This is a genomic window from Ensifer sp. EB106-05-01-XG146, assembly GCF_058791875.1.
In genome coordinates this window covers 180,651-194,898 of the sequence record NZ_JBYTDX010000003.1, presented here as the reverse complement: position 1 = coordinate 194,898, position 14,248 = coordinate 180,651, and the positions used below count along the sequence as shown (strand labels likewise).

15 protein-coding genes are annotated in these 14,248 nt (G+C 61.4%); 9 read left to right on the top strand and 6 right to left on the bottom strand.

What is annotated here, in order from left to right; all coding sequences use genetic code 11:
* The first annotated feature begins 156 nt into the window (after positions 1-156).
* The 5 genes from AC3WVQ_RS29565 to AC3WVQ_RS29545 are packed head-to-tail and all read left to right on the top strand — an operon-like array spanning position 157 to position 5,516.
* On the top strand, positions 157-1,719 hold the full coding sequence (locus AC3WVQ_RS29565; RefSeq protein ID WP_492383381.1) for an ABC transporter substrate-binding protein: 1,563 nt from the start codon (positions 157-159) through the stop codon (positions 1,717-1,719).
* Between the two features lie 42 nt (positions 1,720-1,761).
* Positions 1,762-2,739 carry an ABC transporter permease gene (locus AC3WVQ_RS29560; RefSeq protein ID WP_192445578.1) on the top strand — a complete coding sequence of 326 codons (978 nt, stop codon included), beginning with the start codon at positions 1,762-1,764 and terminating at the stop codon, positions 2,737-2,739.
* 1 nt (position 2,740) lies between these two features.
* Complete coding sequence (locus tag AC3WVQ_RS29555; RefSeq protein WP_192358325.1) at positions 2,741-3,574, top strand: ABC transporter permease; 834 nt, start codon at positions 2,741-2,743, stop codon at positions 3,572-3,574.
* A complete protein-coding gene (locus AC3WVQ_RS29550; protein ID WP_192358327.1) occupies positions 3,571-4,545 on the top strand; it encodes an ABC transporter ATP-binding protein in 975 nt (324 codons plus the stop codon). Before AC3WVQ_RS29555 ends, AC3WVQ_RS29550 begins: the two co-directional genes overlap by 4 nt.
* On the top strand, positions 4,545-5,516 hold the full coding sequence (locus tag AC3WVQ_RS29545; RefSeq protein ID WP_090428554.1) for an oligopeptide/dipeptide ABC transporter ATP-binding protein: 972 nt from the start codon (positions 4,545-4,547) through the stop codon (positions 5,514-5,516). Before AC3WVQ_RS29550 ends, AC3WVQ_RS29545 begins: the two co-directional genes overlap by 1 nt.
* Here AC3WVQ_RS29545 and AC3WVQ_RS29540 read toward each other — a convergent pair.
* A complete protein-coding gene (locus tag AC3WVQ_RS29540; RefSeq protein WP_060520485.1) occupies positions 5,498-6,304 on the bottom strand; it encodes a phosphate/phosphite/phosphonate ABC transporter substrate-binding protein in 807 nt (268 codons plus the stop codon). The two genes, AC3WVQ_RS29545 and AC3WVQ_RS29540, sit on opposite strands and share 19 nt — an antisense overlap.
* An 89-nt stretch (positions 6,305-6,393) precedes the next feature.
* Between AC3WVQ_RS29540 and AC3WVQ_RS29535 the strand changes: the two genes are divergently transcribed.
* Both AC3WVQ_RS29535 and AC3WVQ_RS29530 read left to right on the top strand, forming a co-directional pair.
* Positions 6,394-8,001 carry an FAD-dependent oxidoreductase gene (locus tag AC3WVQ_RS29535; RefSeq protein WP_192358329.1) on the top strand — a complete coding sequence of 536 codons (1,608 nt, stop codon included), beginning with the start codon at positions 6,394-6,396 and terminating at the stop codon, positions 7,999-8,001.
* Positions 8,001-8,321 (top strand): 4Fe-4S dicluster domain-containing protein, encoded by a 321-nt coding sequence (locus AC3WVQ_RS29530; protein WP_192445579.1) that lies wholly within the window; start codon positions 8,001-8,003, stop codon positions 8,319-8,321. Before AC3WVQ_RS29535 ends, AC3WVQ_RS29530 begins: the two co-directional genes overlap by 1 nt.
* Positions 8,322-8,537: 216 nt before the next feature.
* Here AC3WVQ_RS29530 and AC3WVQ_RS29525 read toward each other — a convergent pair whose 3' ends face one another.
* A complete protein-coding gene (locus AC3WVQ_RS29525) occupies positions 8,538-9,578 on the bottom strand; it encodes a LacI family DNA-binding transcriptional regulator (protein WP_060608704.1) in 1,041 nt (346 codons plus the stop codon).
* 102 nt (positions 9,579-9,680) lie between these two features.
* On the opposite strand from AC3WVQ_RS29525, the gene AC3WVQ_RS29520 reads away from it, so the two are divergent.
* Positions 9,681-10,517 (top strand): phytanoyl-CoA dioxygenase family protein, encoded by an 837-nt coding sequence (locus tag AC3WVQ_RS29520; protein WP_192445580.1) that lies wholly within the window; start codon positions 9,681-9,683, stop codon positions 10,515-10,517.
* Positions 10,518-10,619: 102 nt separating this feature from the next.
* Here the strand turns inward: AC3WVQ_RS29520 and AC3WVQ_RS29515 are convergent, their stop codons facing one another.
* Together AC3WVQ_RS29515 and AC3WVQ_RS29510 are read right to left on the bottom strand one after the other, a co-directional pair.
* Positions 10,620-10,871, bottom strand: coding sequence for an Atu4866 domain-containing protein (locus tag AC3WVQ_RS29515; RefSeq protein ID WP_192445581.1), 252 nt, complete (start codon positions 10,869-10,871; stop codon positions 10,620-10,622).
* Entirely contained in the window at positions 10,868-11,425 is a 558-nt protein-coding gene (locus AC3WVQ_RS29510; RefSeq protein WP_060528826.1) for a hypothetical protein, read from the bottom strand. The genes AC3WVQ_RS29515 and AC3WVQ_RS29510 overlap by 4 nt, the downstream gene beginning before the upstream one ends.
* 134 nt (positions 11,426-11,559) lie before the next feature.
* On the opposite strand from AC3WVQ_RS29510, the gene AC3WVQ_RS29505 reads away from it, so the two are divergent.
* Positions 11,560-12,486, top strand: coding sequence for a LysR family transcriptional regulator (locus AC3WVQ_RS29505; RefSeq protein WP_034799874.1), 927 nt, complete (start codon positions 11,560-11,562; stop codon positions 12,484-12,486).
* A 90-nt stretch (positions 12,487-12,576) separates the two neighbouring features.
* Here the strand turns inward: AC3WVQ_RS29505 and AC3WVQ_RS29500 are convergent, their stop codons facing one another.
* A complete protein-coding gene (locus AC3WVQ_RS29500) occupies positions 12,577-13,332 on the bottom strand; it encodes an SDR family NAD(P)-dependent oxidoreductase (RefSeq protein WP_090428571.1) in 756 nt (251 codons plus the stop codon).
* 45 nt (positions 13,333-13,377) lie between these two features.
* Entirely contained in the window at positions 13,378-13,971 is a 594-nt protein-coding gene (locus AC3WVQ_RS29495; RefSeq protein WP_246810469.1) for a short-chain fatty acyl-CoA regulator family protein, read from the bottom strand.
* Positions 13,972-14,248: the final 277 nt, after the last annotated feature.

The following is a 14,248-nucleotide window of genomic DNA, read 5'->3' as shown; positions in this document are numbered from 1 at the left end:
TTGCAAGACGGCGCGGAAAAACGGAAAACTGGTTACGTCAGAAGACCGAAACGTAAAATATTTATTCTATGTAATTGATGTATTATTAGCTCTAATGCGTCCATCGAATTGACCCGCTGCCCTGCCCTGGGGAGCGCCAATCCTGGAGGACATGCCATGACATTCAACCCCACGCGCCGGCAGGTACTTGTCGGCGGCGCTTCCCCCGCGACGATCGTTGCGCTTGGTGGCGTCCATCCGGCCTTTGCCGGCGCCGATCGCACCAAGATCACCGTGCGCGTCGAAAAGGATCTCTCGAACCTCGATCCGGCCAATCGATCCGGTCCGATCGACCTCAACGTCATCTGGTCGGTGCAGCAGGGGCTGATCTCCTTCAAGCCAGGCTCGACCGAATGGGAACTGGATGCGGCCGAAGAACTGGAACAGGTGAGTGATACCGAAATCCGCTTCAAGCTGCGCAGTGGCCTCGCCTTCACCGGCGGCTACGGCGACCTGACAGCGGAAGACGTGAAGTTCTCTTTCGAACGCTTCATCACGCCAGACGCGGAAGGCAAGCCCGTCACCTACGCGAAGGACTGGTCAGCGCTCGATCGCGTGGAGGTAACCGCGCCGCTCGAGGGTCGGATCATCCTCAAGAATCCGGCGCCGGCGCTCTATACGATCGCGCTCGCCGACGGTTCCGGCCGCATCGTCTCGAAGAAGGCTTTCGAGGCGCTCGGCAAGGATATCGCCACCAAGCTCGTCGGAAGTGGACCCTACGTGCTCAAGGAATGGACGCCGCGTGAACAGTTCGTGCTTGAGATCAACCCGGAATACAAGGGACCGATCAAGGCGCATTTCCATCAGATCGTCGGCAAGCCGATCGGCGAGCAGAAGACCGCCGAAATCGCCTTTAAGTCCGGCGAGATCGACTTCACCGCGATCGATCCCGAAAATGGAAAGTCGATGGCGGCGCTGCCGGATGCAAGCATCACCGAGATCCCGGCGATCGACTATGTCTGGTTCGGCCCGAACATCGAGAAGGCGCCGTTCGACGATATCCGCGTGCGTCAGGCCATCCGCTATGCCGTCGATATCGATGCCATCCTGCAAGGCGCCTATTCCGGCCTTTATCCGCGCGCTAACGCTCTGCTTGCCCCGAGCCTGCTGGGCTACTGGAAGGACGCGCCGGTCCATGCCCGTGACCTCGATAAGGCGCAGGCGCTGCTTAGAGAGGCGGGTCACGCCGACGGTTTCAAGACGAAGCTCACCATCGAGGCCAATGCCCGCTATGAGGCGATCGCCCAGATCATCCAGTCAAACCTTGCCGAAGTGGGTATCGAGGTCGAGATCGAGGCATTGGAATCGGCCGCCTACTGGGCGCTCGGCGAAAACGACGCCAGCAAGGACCTCGAACTTTCGCTCATCAAATTCAACGGCAAGTTCGACCCCGGCTTCCAGACACAATGGTTCACCTCGGCGCAAGTCGGTCAGTGGAACTGGCAACGCTGGAAGAATGCCGATTTCGATGCCTTGCACGAGAAAGGCGGCGTGACGGTAAATCCGGCCGAGCGCGAGAAGATCTACATCGAAGCACAGAAGCTGCTCGACGAATCGGCTGCCTTTATCTGGATCACCCACAACCTCAACGCGTTCGCTTCGCGAAAGTGGCTGAAGCCCGGCGTCCTGCCGAACGGCAACAACTGGCTTTACACCGCTTTTACACAAGCGACGGCTTGACCCGATGGCAGCCTGCGTTGCGACAGAAGAGGATGCGCTGCAATGAGGAGCGCGTCCCTTCAAATCCATCTTGGCTTCAAGCTGGCGACGGCGGCACTTGCCGTGGCCGGTTCAGTCGTGCTCCTGATGGCCCTGACGCGGCTAATCCCCGGGGATCCCGCGACCGTGATCCTTGGGTCGCGCGCAACGCCTGAAGCGGTCGCGACACTCAATGCCCGCATCGGCCTCGACAAGCCGCTGATCGAACAGGTTTTCACCTTCTTCGGCAGGCTCGCCTCCGGCGATCTCGGAGAGGACGTCTTCAACGGGCGGCCGGTCCTCAGCCTGGTTCTGAATGCGCTGCCGAACACGGCCGCGCTTGCGGTCGCATCAATGCTGTGCGCCGTAGCCCTCGGCGTGCCGTTGGCGCTTTTCAGCGCCCGCTGGCCGGGCGGCAAGACAGATCGAATGGTCGCGTTCCTGAGTGTCGGATTCATTTCGACGCCGAGTTTCGTCGTATCGGTCTTCCTGCTGATGGTGTTTTCCGTGCATCTGCGCTGGTTTCCGGTGCTGGGCGCCGGCGAAAGCGGCAACCTCGGCGACCAGCTTTGGCACCTCGTATTGCCGACGGCGGCGCTCGCGGCCGGCTGGGTCGGCTACATCGCCCGGCTCCTGCGCTCATCGCTGCTCGAGGTCCTCGGGGAAAACCACGTTCGCACGTTGCGTGCCTATGGTGTCAGCCAAACCAAGATCATGATGAAATACGCACTCAAGCCGGCAATCCTGCCGACCCTGGCGGTGCTTGGCATGGGTTTCGGCGAACTCCTCGGCGGCGCCGTCTTTGCCGAAGTGATCTTCAACCGCCCGGGCCTCGGCTCGCTGATCTACGACGCCATTCGCACACGCAACTATCCGGTCGTCCAGGGCGGCGTCTTCGTCATCGTCATGCTCTATGTGCTGACCAATCTGATCGCCGACCTCTCCCAGAGCCTGATCGATCCACGCGAGCGCGCCCGCCTTACATCTGGTCAGGGACACTGAGATGCAAGCCTTCATCGCTCTTTCCCGTCGCCCGGGTGGCACGTTTGCAATGCTTGCGGTGACGCTTCTCTGTCTGGGGGCGATCGCCGCACCGGTGATTGCGCCCTATAGCCCGAACGCAATAGCGCCGGCGAACCGGCTGATGGAGCCGTCGTGGCAGCACCTGCTTGGAACGGACCATCTCGGTCGCGACATCCTCAGCCGGCTGATCTATGGAGCACGGGTGGCGCTCGGCATTTCACTCTCGGTCATTGCCATTTCCTTGAGCGCCGGCGTCACTTTCGGGATTGCGGCCGCCCTTTCGCCGCGTGCAATCGATCTCGCCGTGGTCGGCGTCTTCGACATCGTCACTTCGTTTCCCAGCATTATACTGGCCTTGGCATTGGTGGCCGTGTTCGGCCCTGGCCTCGGTAATGTCGTGCTGCTTGTCAGCATTGTTTTCATTCCCCATTTCGGCCGAGTTGCCCGCGCCCAGACGATCGCCATTCGCAACAGTCCCTTCATCGAGGCCGAAAAAGTGCTTGGGGCAGAGACCTGGCGGGTCGTGCTGCATCACGTAACCCCGAACATCATTGGTCCGATCTTCGTGCTGGCCTGCATGGATATCCCTGTTGTCATCACCATCGAGGCGGGCCTGAGTTTTCTCGGGCTTGGCGTGCGTCCGCCGCTGGCAAGCTGGGGCAACCTCTTGAATGACGGCTATACCTATCTCGACCAGTCGGTTTGGCTCGCGACCTTTTCCGGACTGGCGCTCGTCCTTGCTACCCTCGGCTTCGCGCTTCTCGGCGAGGCCTTGCGCGACACGCTCGACCCGAAGCTGAGGAAAGCCCTTTGACTGACGCCCTTCTCACCATCGAAGACCTGCACGTGTCCTACCGGGGTCACGAAAGCACGGCCCACATCCTCGACGGCGTCGATATAACCATTGGTCGCGGACAGTCCGTCGGTCTCGTTGGCGAAAGCGGCAGCGGCAAGTCAACGGTCGCCTTCGCCCTGCTCGGGCTGCTTGACGGCAACGCGCAGGTTTCCACGCGTCGGGCCGCCTTCGATGGGCGCGAAATGCGCTTTGGCGTAGACGAAACCAGGGCGTTGCGAGGGACCGACATCGCAATGATCTTCCAGGATCCCATGACCGCGCTCAATCCGATGTTTACCATCGGAACGCAGCTCGTCGATATCCAGCGGCGGCGCTTCCCCCGGGAGAGCCGCAACAGGCTCTGGGGCCGCGCGCAAGCAATGCTTGCCGATGTCGGCGTGCCGGATGCGGCAGCGCGCATGCACCGCTACCCGCACGAGTTCTCCGGCGGCATGCGCCAGCGCGTGGTGATCGCCATGGCACTCCTGGTTGAACCGAAGCTGTTGATTGCCGACGAGCCGACAACCGCGCTCGACGCGACGATCGAAGCGCAAGTGGTCGAGGTGCTGGACCGGCTACGACAGCGCACGTCCGCCTCCATGCTGGTGATCAGCCATAGCATGGGCCTGATCGCCGAACTCTGCGACAGCGTAATCGTCATGTATGCAGGCACGGTGGTGGAACACGGACCCGTGCGCGTCGTCTTCAGCCGCCCGCGCCATCCTTACACCCGCGCGCTGCTCGCCTGCGAGATCGATCCCTATGCGGCCTTCGATCCCTCGCAGGATCTGGCAACCATTCCCGGCACCGTGCCCGATCCTGCACGCCGTCCCCAAGGCTGCATTTTTGCCAGCCGTTGTCCTGCCCGCCACGACCGCTGCAATGAAAGGCCGCCCCGGCGGCAGACGCGAGAGGGGCGAACCTATTCCTGCTGGCAGGAGGCTGCGTAATGGCCCGCCCCATTCTAACCCTCGATAACGCGATGGTACGCTACGATCGGCTCACCGCGGTCGACAACGTCTCGCTTGAACTGCGGCGTGGCGAAACCCTGGGGCTCATTGGTGAAAGCGGTTGCGGCAAGTCCTCGATCGCCCGCGCGATCGTCGGGCTGCAGCCGCTTTCCGAAGGCACGCTTGCCGTGGAGGGCGAGACACTAAAGGATGCCTCCAGGCAACGCCGCCTCATCCTGCAGCGCCGGATCCAGCTCCTGTTTCAAGATCCCGTCGCGTCCCTTTCGCCTCGTCTGACGGTCCGAGCCTTGCTTAGCGAGCCCCTGAAGATCCGCGCCGCCTTCACGGCCGAGAACTGGGGGCGGATCATGGGGCTGGCCGAAAGGATCGGGCTTGGCGAGCAGCTTCTCTCTCGCTATCCCCATCAGCTCAGTGGCGGGCAGGCGCGGCGCGTGGCTCTGATCCGCGTACTTGCAGCCGAACCGTCGATCATCGTCGCCGACGAACCGACCGCCGGCCTCGACATCTCGGTACAAGGCGATCTTTTGAACCTTCTGCGAGGGCTCAAGGATCACCTGGGCCTCAGCTATCTGCTGATCTCCCACAATCTCAATGTCGTCGGGCGGGTCGCGGACCGGGTTGCCGTCATGTATCTCGGACGCATCGTCGAGAGCGGGCCGACCGCCGCTTTGTTTCGCGGCCCCGCGCATCCCTATACCCAAGCGCTTCTTTCGGCCAATCTGACGCTCGATCCCAGCCGCCGACACGAACGAATCGTTCTTTCCGGAGAATTGCCGAGTCCCGCCCATCCACCGGCCGGATGCCGGTTCCATAGCCGCTGTCCCTTGGTGCAGCCGATTTGCGCAGCAGAAGCCCCTGCCCTTCGGGCGGGCGAAGACGGACGCGCTGTCGCCTGTCACTTTCCGCTGGCCGCAAGGCCGGCCGTCATCCCTCAGACGATAGCAGGGTAACCATGGCGTGCAGCGTCCCGATCAAGCTCGGCCAGTGCCTCGTAGTCGGAATCGCCCAGGAGGCTGATGCCTTTGAGCGAGAGCGTGTCGCAGACGCCGCCGAGTTCAGGATCGCCGATCGTCTCCGCCAGTGTACGCCGCAGGATCATGAGGTCTTTGGCCGAGGTCAAGGCGGATGTGATGAAGGGCAGTCCGGGTCCCTTCGTCGTCTCCGCAAGAACACGGACCGCGGCCACGCGATCGGGATCGAAGCGCAGTGTGTTGCCGAACGTAACGCAGTCGATTGCCGCGACGTCGGCCGCGCCACTCGCTACGGCATCGATGCTTGCTCGGTGCCCGCCCGTCTCGATGACCGACGAGAAAAAGCGGCCGTCGACCGCATGTGGCGCTACCGCAGCTCGAAACAGGTTGTAGCCGGAATTGCTGCCCGGTTCATTGATCGCCGCACGCATCCCGCGCAGATCGCCGAGCGAGCTGGCCGACGACCGGGCATTGACGATGATGAAACTGCATTTGTGCGGGCCGTCGCAGCCAGGCAAGTCGTAAACGGGCGTCGCCACCAGTTGAACCCTCCCGCGAAGGTGCTGGACATAGGGATATCCGCAGGTCTGGCCGAACAGCAGGTCCGGACGGAACCACGCCTCGTTGTAGGCGACGGTCTCGTCAAGCGCCCCGGGCGCATCAAGGCCATACCCACGCAATCGGTCCCCCAATGCTTTCCAGAAAAGCCGCGTCGCCTCCTCGATCGGCGGCGGACTGACATACATGGCGAGGCTGGCGAGAGGCATGGGCGGGCTCCGGCAAAAACGACTCAAAAATCTATGCATTGCATAGATTTAAATCGCAACGATATTTCTTCGTCGAAAGGATCCCTGTCATGAGTGTGCCATTGCAACAGTCAGGTGAGGCAAGCGTCGCCGCCGTCGAAATCGGTTGCGACGTGCTCGTGATTGGCGGTGGACCCGCCGGGTGCTGGGCCGCCATCGAAGCTGCATCCAGCAACGCTAAGGTCGTGCTGGTCGACAAGGGATATTGCGGCAGCTCCGGTGCCACGGCTTCGGCCGGCACCCAGATCTGGTATGTGCCGCCGGACCCGGCGGAACGGGAGGCAGCCATGGCCAGCCGCGAGGCGATGGGCGGTTATCTGTCCGAACGTTCCTGGATGGTGCCCGTCCTCGACAAGACGTTCGAGAGTGTTAATCGGTTGGCGGACTGGGGCTACCCCTTCCCCCGTAACGACGACGGCGAAGAGCAGCGTATCTCGGTCCAGGGGCCGGAATACATGCGGCTGATGCGGCGCCGGGTAAGGAATGCCGGGATCACCATTCTCGATCATCATCCGGCGACGCAACTGCTGACACTGGAAGGACGCGTCGTCGGCGCAAGCGGCCTGCGGCGCCAGGCCGGCGGTCATTGGGTGGTGAACGCCGGCGCCGTCGTTCTTGCCGCTGGCGGCTGTGCCTTCATGAGCAAGGCACTCGGCTGCGACGTCTTGACCGGAGACGGCTATCTGATGGGCGCGGAGGTTGGCGCCGAACTCTCGGGCATGGAATTTTCCTCCGCCTACGCGATTTCGCCCGCCTTCGCCTCGATCACCAAGACGGCGCTTTACCGCTTTGCGCAGTTCTACCGGAAGGACCACAGCCTGATCGAGGGAGCGGGTTCGGCCCGTGGGCGCTCGATTATCGCCCGCACCTTGCTTTCGGAGCCGGTGTTTGCGCGGCTGGACCTTGCCGGGACTGACGAGGTCAAGGCGATCCTCAGGCGCGCGCAGCCGAACTTCTTCGTTCCGTTCGATAGGCGCGGCCTAAATCCCTTTACCGATTTCTTCGAAGTCAAGCTGAGGCTTGAAGGTACGGTCCGTGGTACAGGTGGATTGAGGCTGACCGGCCTCGACTGTTCAACGACTGTTCCGGGGCTTTACGCCGCTGGCGACAACGCCACCCGCGAGCCGATCTGCGGCGGGTTCACCGGCGGTGGCAGCCACAACGCGGCCTGGGCGATCGCCACAGGTGCCTTTGCTGGCGCGGCTGCCGCGTCCTATTCATTGCAGCGGGTAAGCGCTACCGATTTCGGCCTGGCATGCATCGCGCTCTCTGAAACGAAGGGCATCGACCCGGCAGAGATCATCAAGGCTGTCCAGAACGAGGTATTCCCGCTCGACATCAATTACTTCCGCACGCATTCGGCCCTTTCGGCATCTCTGAAGCGGCTGGACGCGCTTTGGGAAAACGTCGGACGGGCAACCGCTCTCAACGAGGATCATTCCCTCAAGCTGCGGGAGGCGCAGGCCATGCTGGCAACGGCGCGTTTCATGTATCGCGCGGCGCTTTCTCGTACCGAAACGCGCGGTATGCACAGACGGGAGGATTATCCGACGCAGAACCCCGCCCAACACCACAGGCTCATCCTCAGCGGCCTCGACCACATCTCCGTTCGGCACGAAGCGGTCGATCCCGGCGTATACAAGCAAGCAGCAGAATAATGATCGAAGTTCTAGACACCAACACATTCACCGACTGCAATCTTTGCGTCCAGGTCTGCCCCACCAACGTGTTCCAAGCACAGCGCGAAGGACCGCCGCTCATCAAGCGTCAGGATGCATGTCAGACCTGCTTCATGTGCGAACTCTACTGCCCCGTCGATGCGCTGTATGTTGAACCGGATGCTGAGGCCGTCCACGGCCTGACCGTCGAAGGCGTGCATGAAAGGCAGCTTTTCGGCAGCTACCGAAAGGCAATCGGCTGGCACAAGGACACTCGCCACCGCCGTCTCATCGACGACCATTTCCGATTACCGCAATAGACACGAGCCACGTCGTGACGTCACGCGCCGCCGGATCAGGCGTCAAGACTGGCGACGCGCGCCGATGGCTCGGAGTGGGATAGCTGGTAAGGTTTCGGGGGCGATGCATTTCTCTTGGCCATTTCCGTCTTACGCGGGTGAGCAACACGCGCGCTCTTGGAGCGCAATTTCCAAGATCTTCGTCCGCTGAAATAATTACCCATCGCCTTGATCCTGTCAGGCCGATTTACGACTGACCGAGCCCCGGACGACCAAAGTGCATCCGAGCTTTTTTAGGCTGTGATGGCCTGAGCGCGGCTTCTTTGCAAGGTGCTCAATCGCCCAGGCCCCCATCGGCCGGTGCGGAAGCTCCAGGGTAGTCAGTTGCGGTCGCAGATGGCGCGACAGTTCGTCGTCATCGTAGCCGACGACAGAGATGTCCCGCGGAACGCGCAGACCTGCTTCGCCAATCGCCATTAGGCAGCCCATCGCCATCTTGTCGTTCTGGCAGAAGATCGCCGTCGGCGGCTCTCGAAGCGACAGGAGTTTTTGGGTAGCCTCGAAGCCGGATGTCGGCGTCCAGTTTCCTTCGGCCACCAGGCCGTCATCATAGGGTAAGCCCGCCTCCGCCAGCGCCTCACGATAGCCCGCGAGGCGATCCTGCGCCGCCTCCATGAAGCTCTCGCCGACGATCGTTGCGATGCGTGTATGCCCCTTCCTGATAAGGGTCGCCGTCGCCATGCGCCCGCCGGTCACCTCATCAGGAACCACTGCGGGAAAACGGTTATCGCTGGTATAGCAGTTGAGCAGCACGAGCGGAACGGGAAGGTCCTCGAAGACCGGATCGAGCGATATGCGGCGGGTGAACACGGACATGTAGACGATCCCCTGCGCACCGGCCTGCAAAAGGCTGGCCACCGCCTTGCGCTCGTGCGTGGCCCGTCCCTGCGTCTGCGCCACGAGAATTGTAACATCGTTCTCCCAGGAAGCGTGCCGCGCGCCCTCGATGGCGTTGACGGCTTCCGGGGTCGTCGCGAGCTGATCGACGATGAAGCCAATACAGCCGCCGCGAAGATCCTCAAGGCCCGCGCGACGGATGGGGCTTGCAAGCCCGTAGCCGAGCCTATGCGCGACATCCAGCACGCGCGCCCGAAGCTCAGGCGATATCTTGATGTCCGTGACATTGTTGAGAACCACCGAGACCGTCGCCTGCGAACAGCCGGCCGCCTTGGCCACATCCATCATGGTTACGCGCGTCTTCGTTTTTCCACCGCTCATGTCGCCCCCGTTTTGCCCTCTCTACACCAACTAATAAAAATCGGCCATTGACTAATATTTATTAGTCGCAGTAGCCTTGTTGAAAATTGGGAGGAGAACCGGATGAAAACGAAGCCAGCACCCGACTACGATATTGCTGCGCAGATGGCGCAGCTGGCGGCAGACGGCATCATCGGGCTGAAGGGTGCTTTTAGTCTGGCATGGGCCGACGATATGCACGAGGACATGATGACGGCCTTCTGGTCGGCCATTCAAAGGCCCGGCGGCGCGGTCAGCCGGGGACCGCGCCGCTGGTATGTCGAAATCCATCCCCAGGCCTTCCGCGGCTTCGTGGATCTCATCACCCATCCATGGGTGGTGGATGTCTGCGCCAACGTGCTAGGATCGGACTACCAGATCGTGGAGATAGGCCTCGACGTGCCGTTCCAGGGCGCGAAATACCAGCCGTGGCACCGCGACTTCCCCTCGCCTGTGGATACCTATCGAGACCACCAGATTACCTCGCTTGCCTTCAACCTCACCGGCGTTGACGTCACCGAGGATATGGGGCCGTTCGAGGTGGCGCCGGGAACGCAATATGACGATGGCCGGGAATGGAAGCACGAAATGTTCCCGGACAAGGCGCTCTGGGGCCGGTTTCAAGAGCGTGCGACACGCAAGTATCCGCAGCGCGGCGACATTTCCTGCCGCTCGGCGCTGACGGTGCACCGAGGCACGGAGCATAAGTCCCCTATTGCACGACCCGTCATGGTGCTGGGTGTGGACAGGCCGGGCGCTGGGCATGCAGAGTTGCACGACATGATGGTCACGCGGGATTGGTATGATGCCCTGCCGGAAATCGGCAAGAAGCACCTCGTCTGCCGCGTGGTGGACGAGCTCGTGCCGATTACGCAAAAGCACGACATCGAGGGACTAGTCATGGGCGCCGATCCAAGTTGATCATTGGCCCAGCCGATTGCTCCGAAGAGGCCCTGACGCACGCCCGGATCGGGCACGAAGAAGGCGGCCCGCTGAAAGCCGCCTTCTGATCGTGGGGATGCTTCACGGTTTGCGATACAGCACCATGCCCGCATGATAGAGCACGCCATCGACAAAATCGCCATCCGCCGCGAACCCGGTATCATCCCAGTATTCGATATGGTCGCCGGTCACTTCATAGCGCCCCTGATAGGCGCTTTCGCGCCGCCCGCGCGCCTCGTCGTAGCGGCCGTTCGGCAGAAGCGCGTGGCGGATGTTGCCATCGGCCGTGACCCACATGCCGGCATAGGGGTGTGGTGAGGTTTTCCCGGTCATTGTGCCTTCCCCAGGAATTTTTCGATTGTTTTGGGCTCGACCGTCCAGGCGTAGTTCAGCTCATGGCGGATCTTCCATGCCCCCTTCACGCATTGCCAACCCAACTGCGAACGACCGTCGAAAGCAATCACTTTTCCGTCGAGGCGTTCGATCCGGCCGACAAAGCCCAGAGTGGTCGAGGCAACGCTGTCTCCGATGATCTCATCGTGCCCGTCGGTCAGGCCGTGGGCAACGGACCGTGCCGCATTCTGCAGGTCTTCCCAGTTTGCACCGTAGCGGGCCGCATTGCGGAAGAGCTGTTTCTCACCGGGCGCAAAATTATCGTAGAAAACGCCGGTGGTGTTCTCCAGGTCGTAATATGCGCGCATTTTCTCGGCGAATACGAAGCGGGGATCACCCTCATGCCGTTCCCATCCCGTCATGATCCAGCTCTTGTGGAGCGACAAGGGAGCTTTGTCGCCCTGCTGGGGGCAAGCGGCGTCCCGGGCGGCGGCCGGAGCTGTGAATGCGCCAGCAATGGCGGCTGCAGTCAGCAAAAGCTTCAAAGAGGTCATCGTTCTTCCTTTCATCCTGGGTGGGTTTCGATCTCCACTCGCCTTGTGCGTTGTGGGATGAAAGAAGGATAGACGGCGTTGATTGTCGTCGGTATCCCATTATACATAACCATATTGGTTAGCAGGACGCGACAATGACAATCGACTTAAACCTGTTACCCCTCTTCCTCGCGGTGGCCGAGGAGGCGAACTTCGTGGCCGCCGCTGCTCGCCTCGGTGTTACGCGCTCGGCCGTCAGTCAGGGCATCCGGCGGTTGGAAGATGGCTGCGGGATCGCGCTCGTCACGCGCACGACGCGCAGCGTCAGGCTCACTGAAGCGGGCGAGCGCCTTCGCGACACGCTTTCTCGCCCCCTGGCCGAGGTCCTGTCCGCGCTTGAAGACGTCGGCGGCAACGTCAACCCCCACGGCGTGCTTCGCATCGCGGCGACCTCGATTGCCGAAGAATTTCTCTCTGGCCCGCTCATTGCGTCGTTTGCCGAGGCTTACCCCAATATTGTCTTGGATGTGACGGTGACGGACGACACGTTTGACATCGTCTCCGCCGGTTTCGATGCGGGGGTACGTCTGGGGGACATCATTGAACAGGATATGGTGGCCATTCCGCTATCGGGCGAACAAAGGGAAGTCGTCGTGGCGAGCCCGGCCTATTTCGAAGCCAATGGATTGCCGACCCACCCAAGGGATTTGATTCATCATCGTTGCATCGGGTGGCGCCCAGCGCCGGACACTGCACCATATCGGTGGGAATTCGTGCAGGAGGGAGAAGCCTTCGATGTTTCCGTCGAACCCCAGATAACGACCAATGACCTGCGCCTGATGATGCGGACGGCGCTCTCCGGCGGCGGTATCACATTTGCGCTGGAGGAGACGTTTCGCCCCTATCTCGAACGGGGCGAATTGATTTCAGTGCTGAAGGATTTTCTGCCGCCCTTTCCGGGGCTCTTTCTCTATTTCCCCAGCCGGCGCAACATGGCGCCCAAGCTGCGGGCGCTTATCGCGCATGTTCAGCGCTTTCGACGGGAACACCGAACCAGAGCGGACACCACGTCTGTGGCGTGAGGCATAAGGTTTCCGGGGCCATCGGCAAATAGCTGCCGAAGGCCCCGAAATTGACGGACCACTACCAATTTTCGGGCAATGGCCCCTTCCTTACTTGATCTGGACGCTATAGCCGCCATCGGCCATCACGACGGAGCCAACGATGAAGCTTGCGCGGTCGGACGCGAGGAACGCCACAATTTCCGCGATCTCCGACGGCTGGGCGGCACGGCCGATCGGCGCACCCTTGCCATGCTCCGTGAGGAAGCCGGGACCGTCTTCCATGAAGCTGTTCAGCAAGTTGGTGACGACATCACCCGAGCCGATCGCATTGACGCGGATGCCATGCTCGGCAAGCTCCAGCGCCAACGTCCGGGTCAACTGTGCCAACGCGCCTTTGGACGACGTGTAGGCGGCAATTGTCGGAAAGGCGAAGTAGGAGGCATAGGACGCGATATTCACGATCGCTCCGCTCTTCTGCTTGATCATCACCTTCGCCGCTTCGCGGGAGTGAAGGAAAGCACCGGTAACGTTCGTCTCCATCACATAATCCCAATCATCGCGAGTCATCTCCACGACGGGCTTGTAGACGATGCGGGCCGCATTATTGACCAGCAAGTCGAGCTTTCCGAAATGCTCCAGAGCAAGCGCGACAGCCTCCTCGGCGCTGCCATCCCTGGAAATATCGGCCACCAAAGGCACGATTCCGTCCGCTTTTAGCGATCTCACGTCGGGATCGACATCTTCGGCGATGACTTTCGCGCCGCGCGCACGCAGCAGTTCGACAGTTGCCTTGCCGATTCCGCTCGCGGCACCCGTTACGATAGCCACCTTGCCTTCGACTTCATTTACTTGATTCACAGTCATTTTCGCTCTCCTGGTTGGAATGTCCTTTCATCGGACACAGCCAGACTAGGCGCCTCGAACAAATGCTGCTCTCGCACGCTTGCTACCATCATCGGGCTCTTGCGCTTTTATGAGCGCGGTTCGCTTTAGGGGCACAAACGACTGGCTGACCGCTGAAATCCAAGCACGAATTGTTTTCTCCCGTCGTGGTAGCTCGAAGCAAATGTTCGGGAAGCACGAAGGACGACAGTTTTTCGCCCGCTGGGCGGATTGAGCAGGGATAGCTCGGCCCTTGTTGTGCTCCATTACCAGCCGCCCTTTCAAGGGTGGCACGGCGCGGCTGGCGCATTGGGTGCGCTCGCAGATGCGCCAGGAAATAGCGGTCGAATTTGAAACCGTGGAAACTGTCTGCGCAGGAAACCTCACAGCTGAGTGCCAGCACATAGTGTTGGCGACCGCCGCGCGAAACATGCGTGGAAAGGCAGAGTAACGCACCCCGTCCGGCGTTTCGGCGAGCTGGCCGAAAATTCGGCCGGGATTTTCGAAGGCCTGGTGCCCGTTCCAACAGCGGACAGGCGCCAAAGCGGACGAATTGAAACGCGTGCCGCTGTGGTGATTGGTGCTGTTGTCGGCCTGGTCGACTTCGATCTCCCTACCCATCGCGGCTATGACTCGGATCATTCCCGCGTCGTCGGCCGGTGTCCGAAAAAGGCCTCATCCCTGATGCTCGGTACATATTGCCAGAAATCCGGCGGTTCGTTGGTCCCGGCACAAATGTCATCGATGCCGGCCGCGCCGTGCTCGACCTCGAGGGCCGTCTGAGGAATCGACGGGGGAAGCCCCTGCCGGAGCACTCAACCACATTGTTACCGTCCTTCCCGACATTGCCGCCGCCGCAACCCCTGTGCATGTCTGCAGGCGATGATTAATGACCTCG

Coding starts and splice junctions, on each gene's coding strand:
- AC3WVQ_RS29520 (WP_192445580.1), top strand. CDS start 9,681: ATGAAAACGAAGCCAGCACCCGACTACGATATTGCTGCGCAGATGGCG.
- AC3WVQ_RS29565 (WP_492383381.1), top strand. CDS start 157: ATGACATTCAACCCCACGCGCCGGCAGGTACTTGTCGGCGGCGCTTCC.
- AC3WVQ_RS29495 (WP_246810469.1), bottom strand. CDS start 13,971: ATGGGTAGGGAGATCGAAGTCGACCAGGCCGACAACAGCACCAATCAC.
- AC3WVQ_RS29535 (WP_192358329.1), top strand. CDS start 6,394: ATGAGTGTGCCATTGCAACAGTCAGGTGAGGCAAGCGTCGCCGCCGTC.
- AC3WVQ_RS29500 (WP_090428571.1), bottom strand. CDS start 13,332: ATGACTGTGAATCAAGTAAATGAAGTCGAAGGCAAGGTGGCTATCGTA.
- AC3WVQ_RS29505 (WP_034799874.1), top strand. CDS start 11,560: ATGACAATCGACTTAAACCTGTTACCCCTCTTCCTCGCGGTGGCCGAG.
- AC3WVQ_RS29540 (WP_060520485.1), bottom strand. CDS start 6,304: ATGCCTCTCGCCAGCCTCGCCATGTATGTCAGTCCGCCGCCGATCGAG.
- AC3WVQ_RS29530 (WP_192445579.1), top strand. CDS start 8,001: ATGATCGAAGTTCTAGACACCAACACATTCACCGACTGCAATCTTTGC.
- AC3WVQ_RS29525 (WP_060608704.1), bottom strand. CDS start 9,578: ATGAGCGGTGGAAAAACGAAGACGCGCGTAACCATGATGGATGTGGCC.
- AC3WVQ_RS29545 (WP_090428554.1), top strand. CDS start 4,545: ATGGCCCGCCCCATTCTAACCCTCGATAACGCGATGGTACGCTACGAT.
- AC3WVQ_RS29555 (WP_192358325.1), top strand. CDS start 2,741: ATGCAAGCCTTCATCGCTCTTTCCCGTCGCCCGGGTGGCACGTTTGCA.
- AC3WVQ_RS29560 (WP_192445578.1), top strand. CDS start 1,762: ATGAGGAGCGCGTCCCTTCAAATCCATCTTGGCTTCAAGCTGGCGACG.
- AC3WVQ_RS29510 (WP_060528826.1), bottom strand. CDS start 11,425: ATGACCTCTTTGAAGCTTTTGCTGACTGCAGCCGCCATTGCTGGCGCA.
- AC3WVQ_RS29515 (WP_192445581.1), bottom strand. CDS start 10,871: ATGACCGGGAAAACCTCACCACACCCCTATGCCGGCATGTGGGTCACG.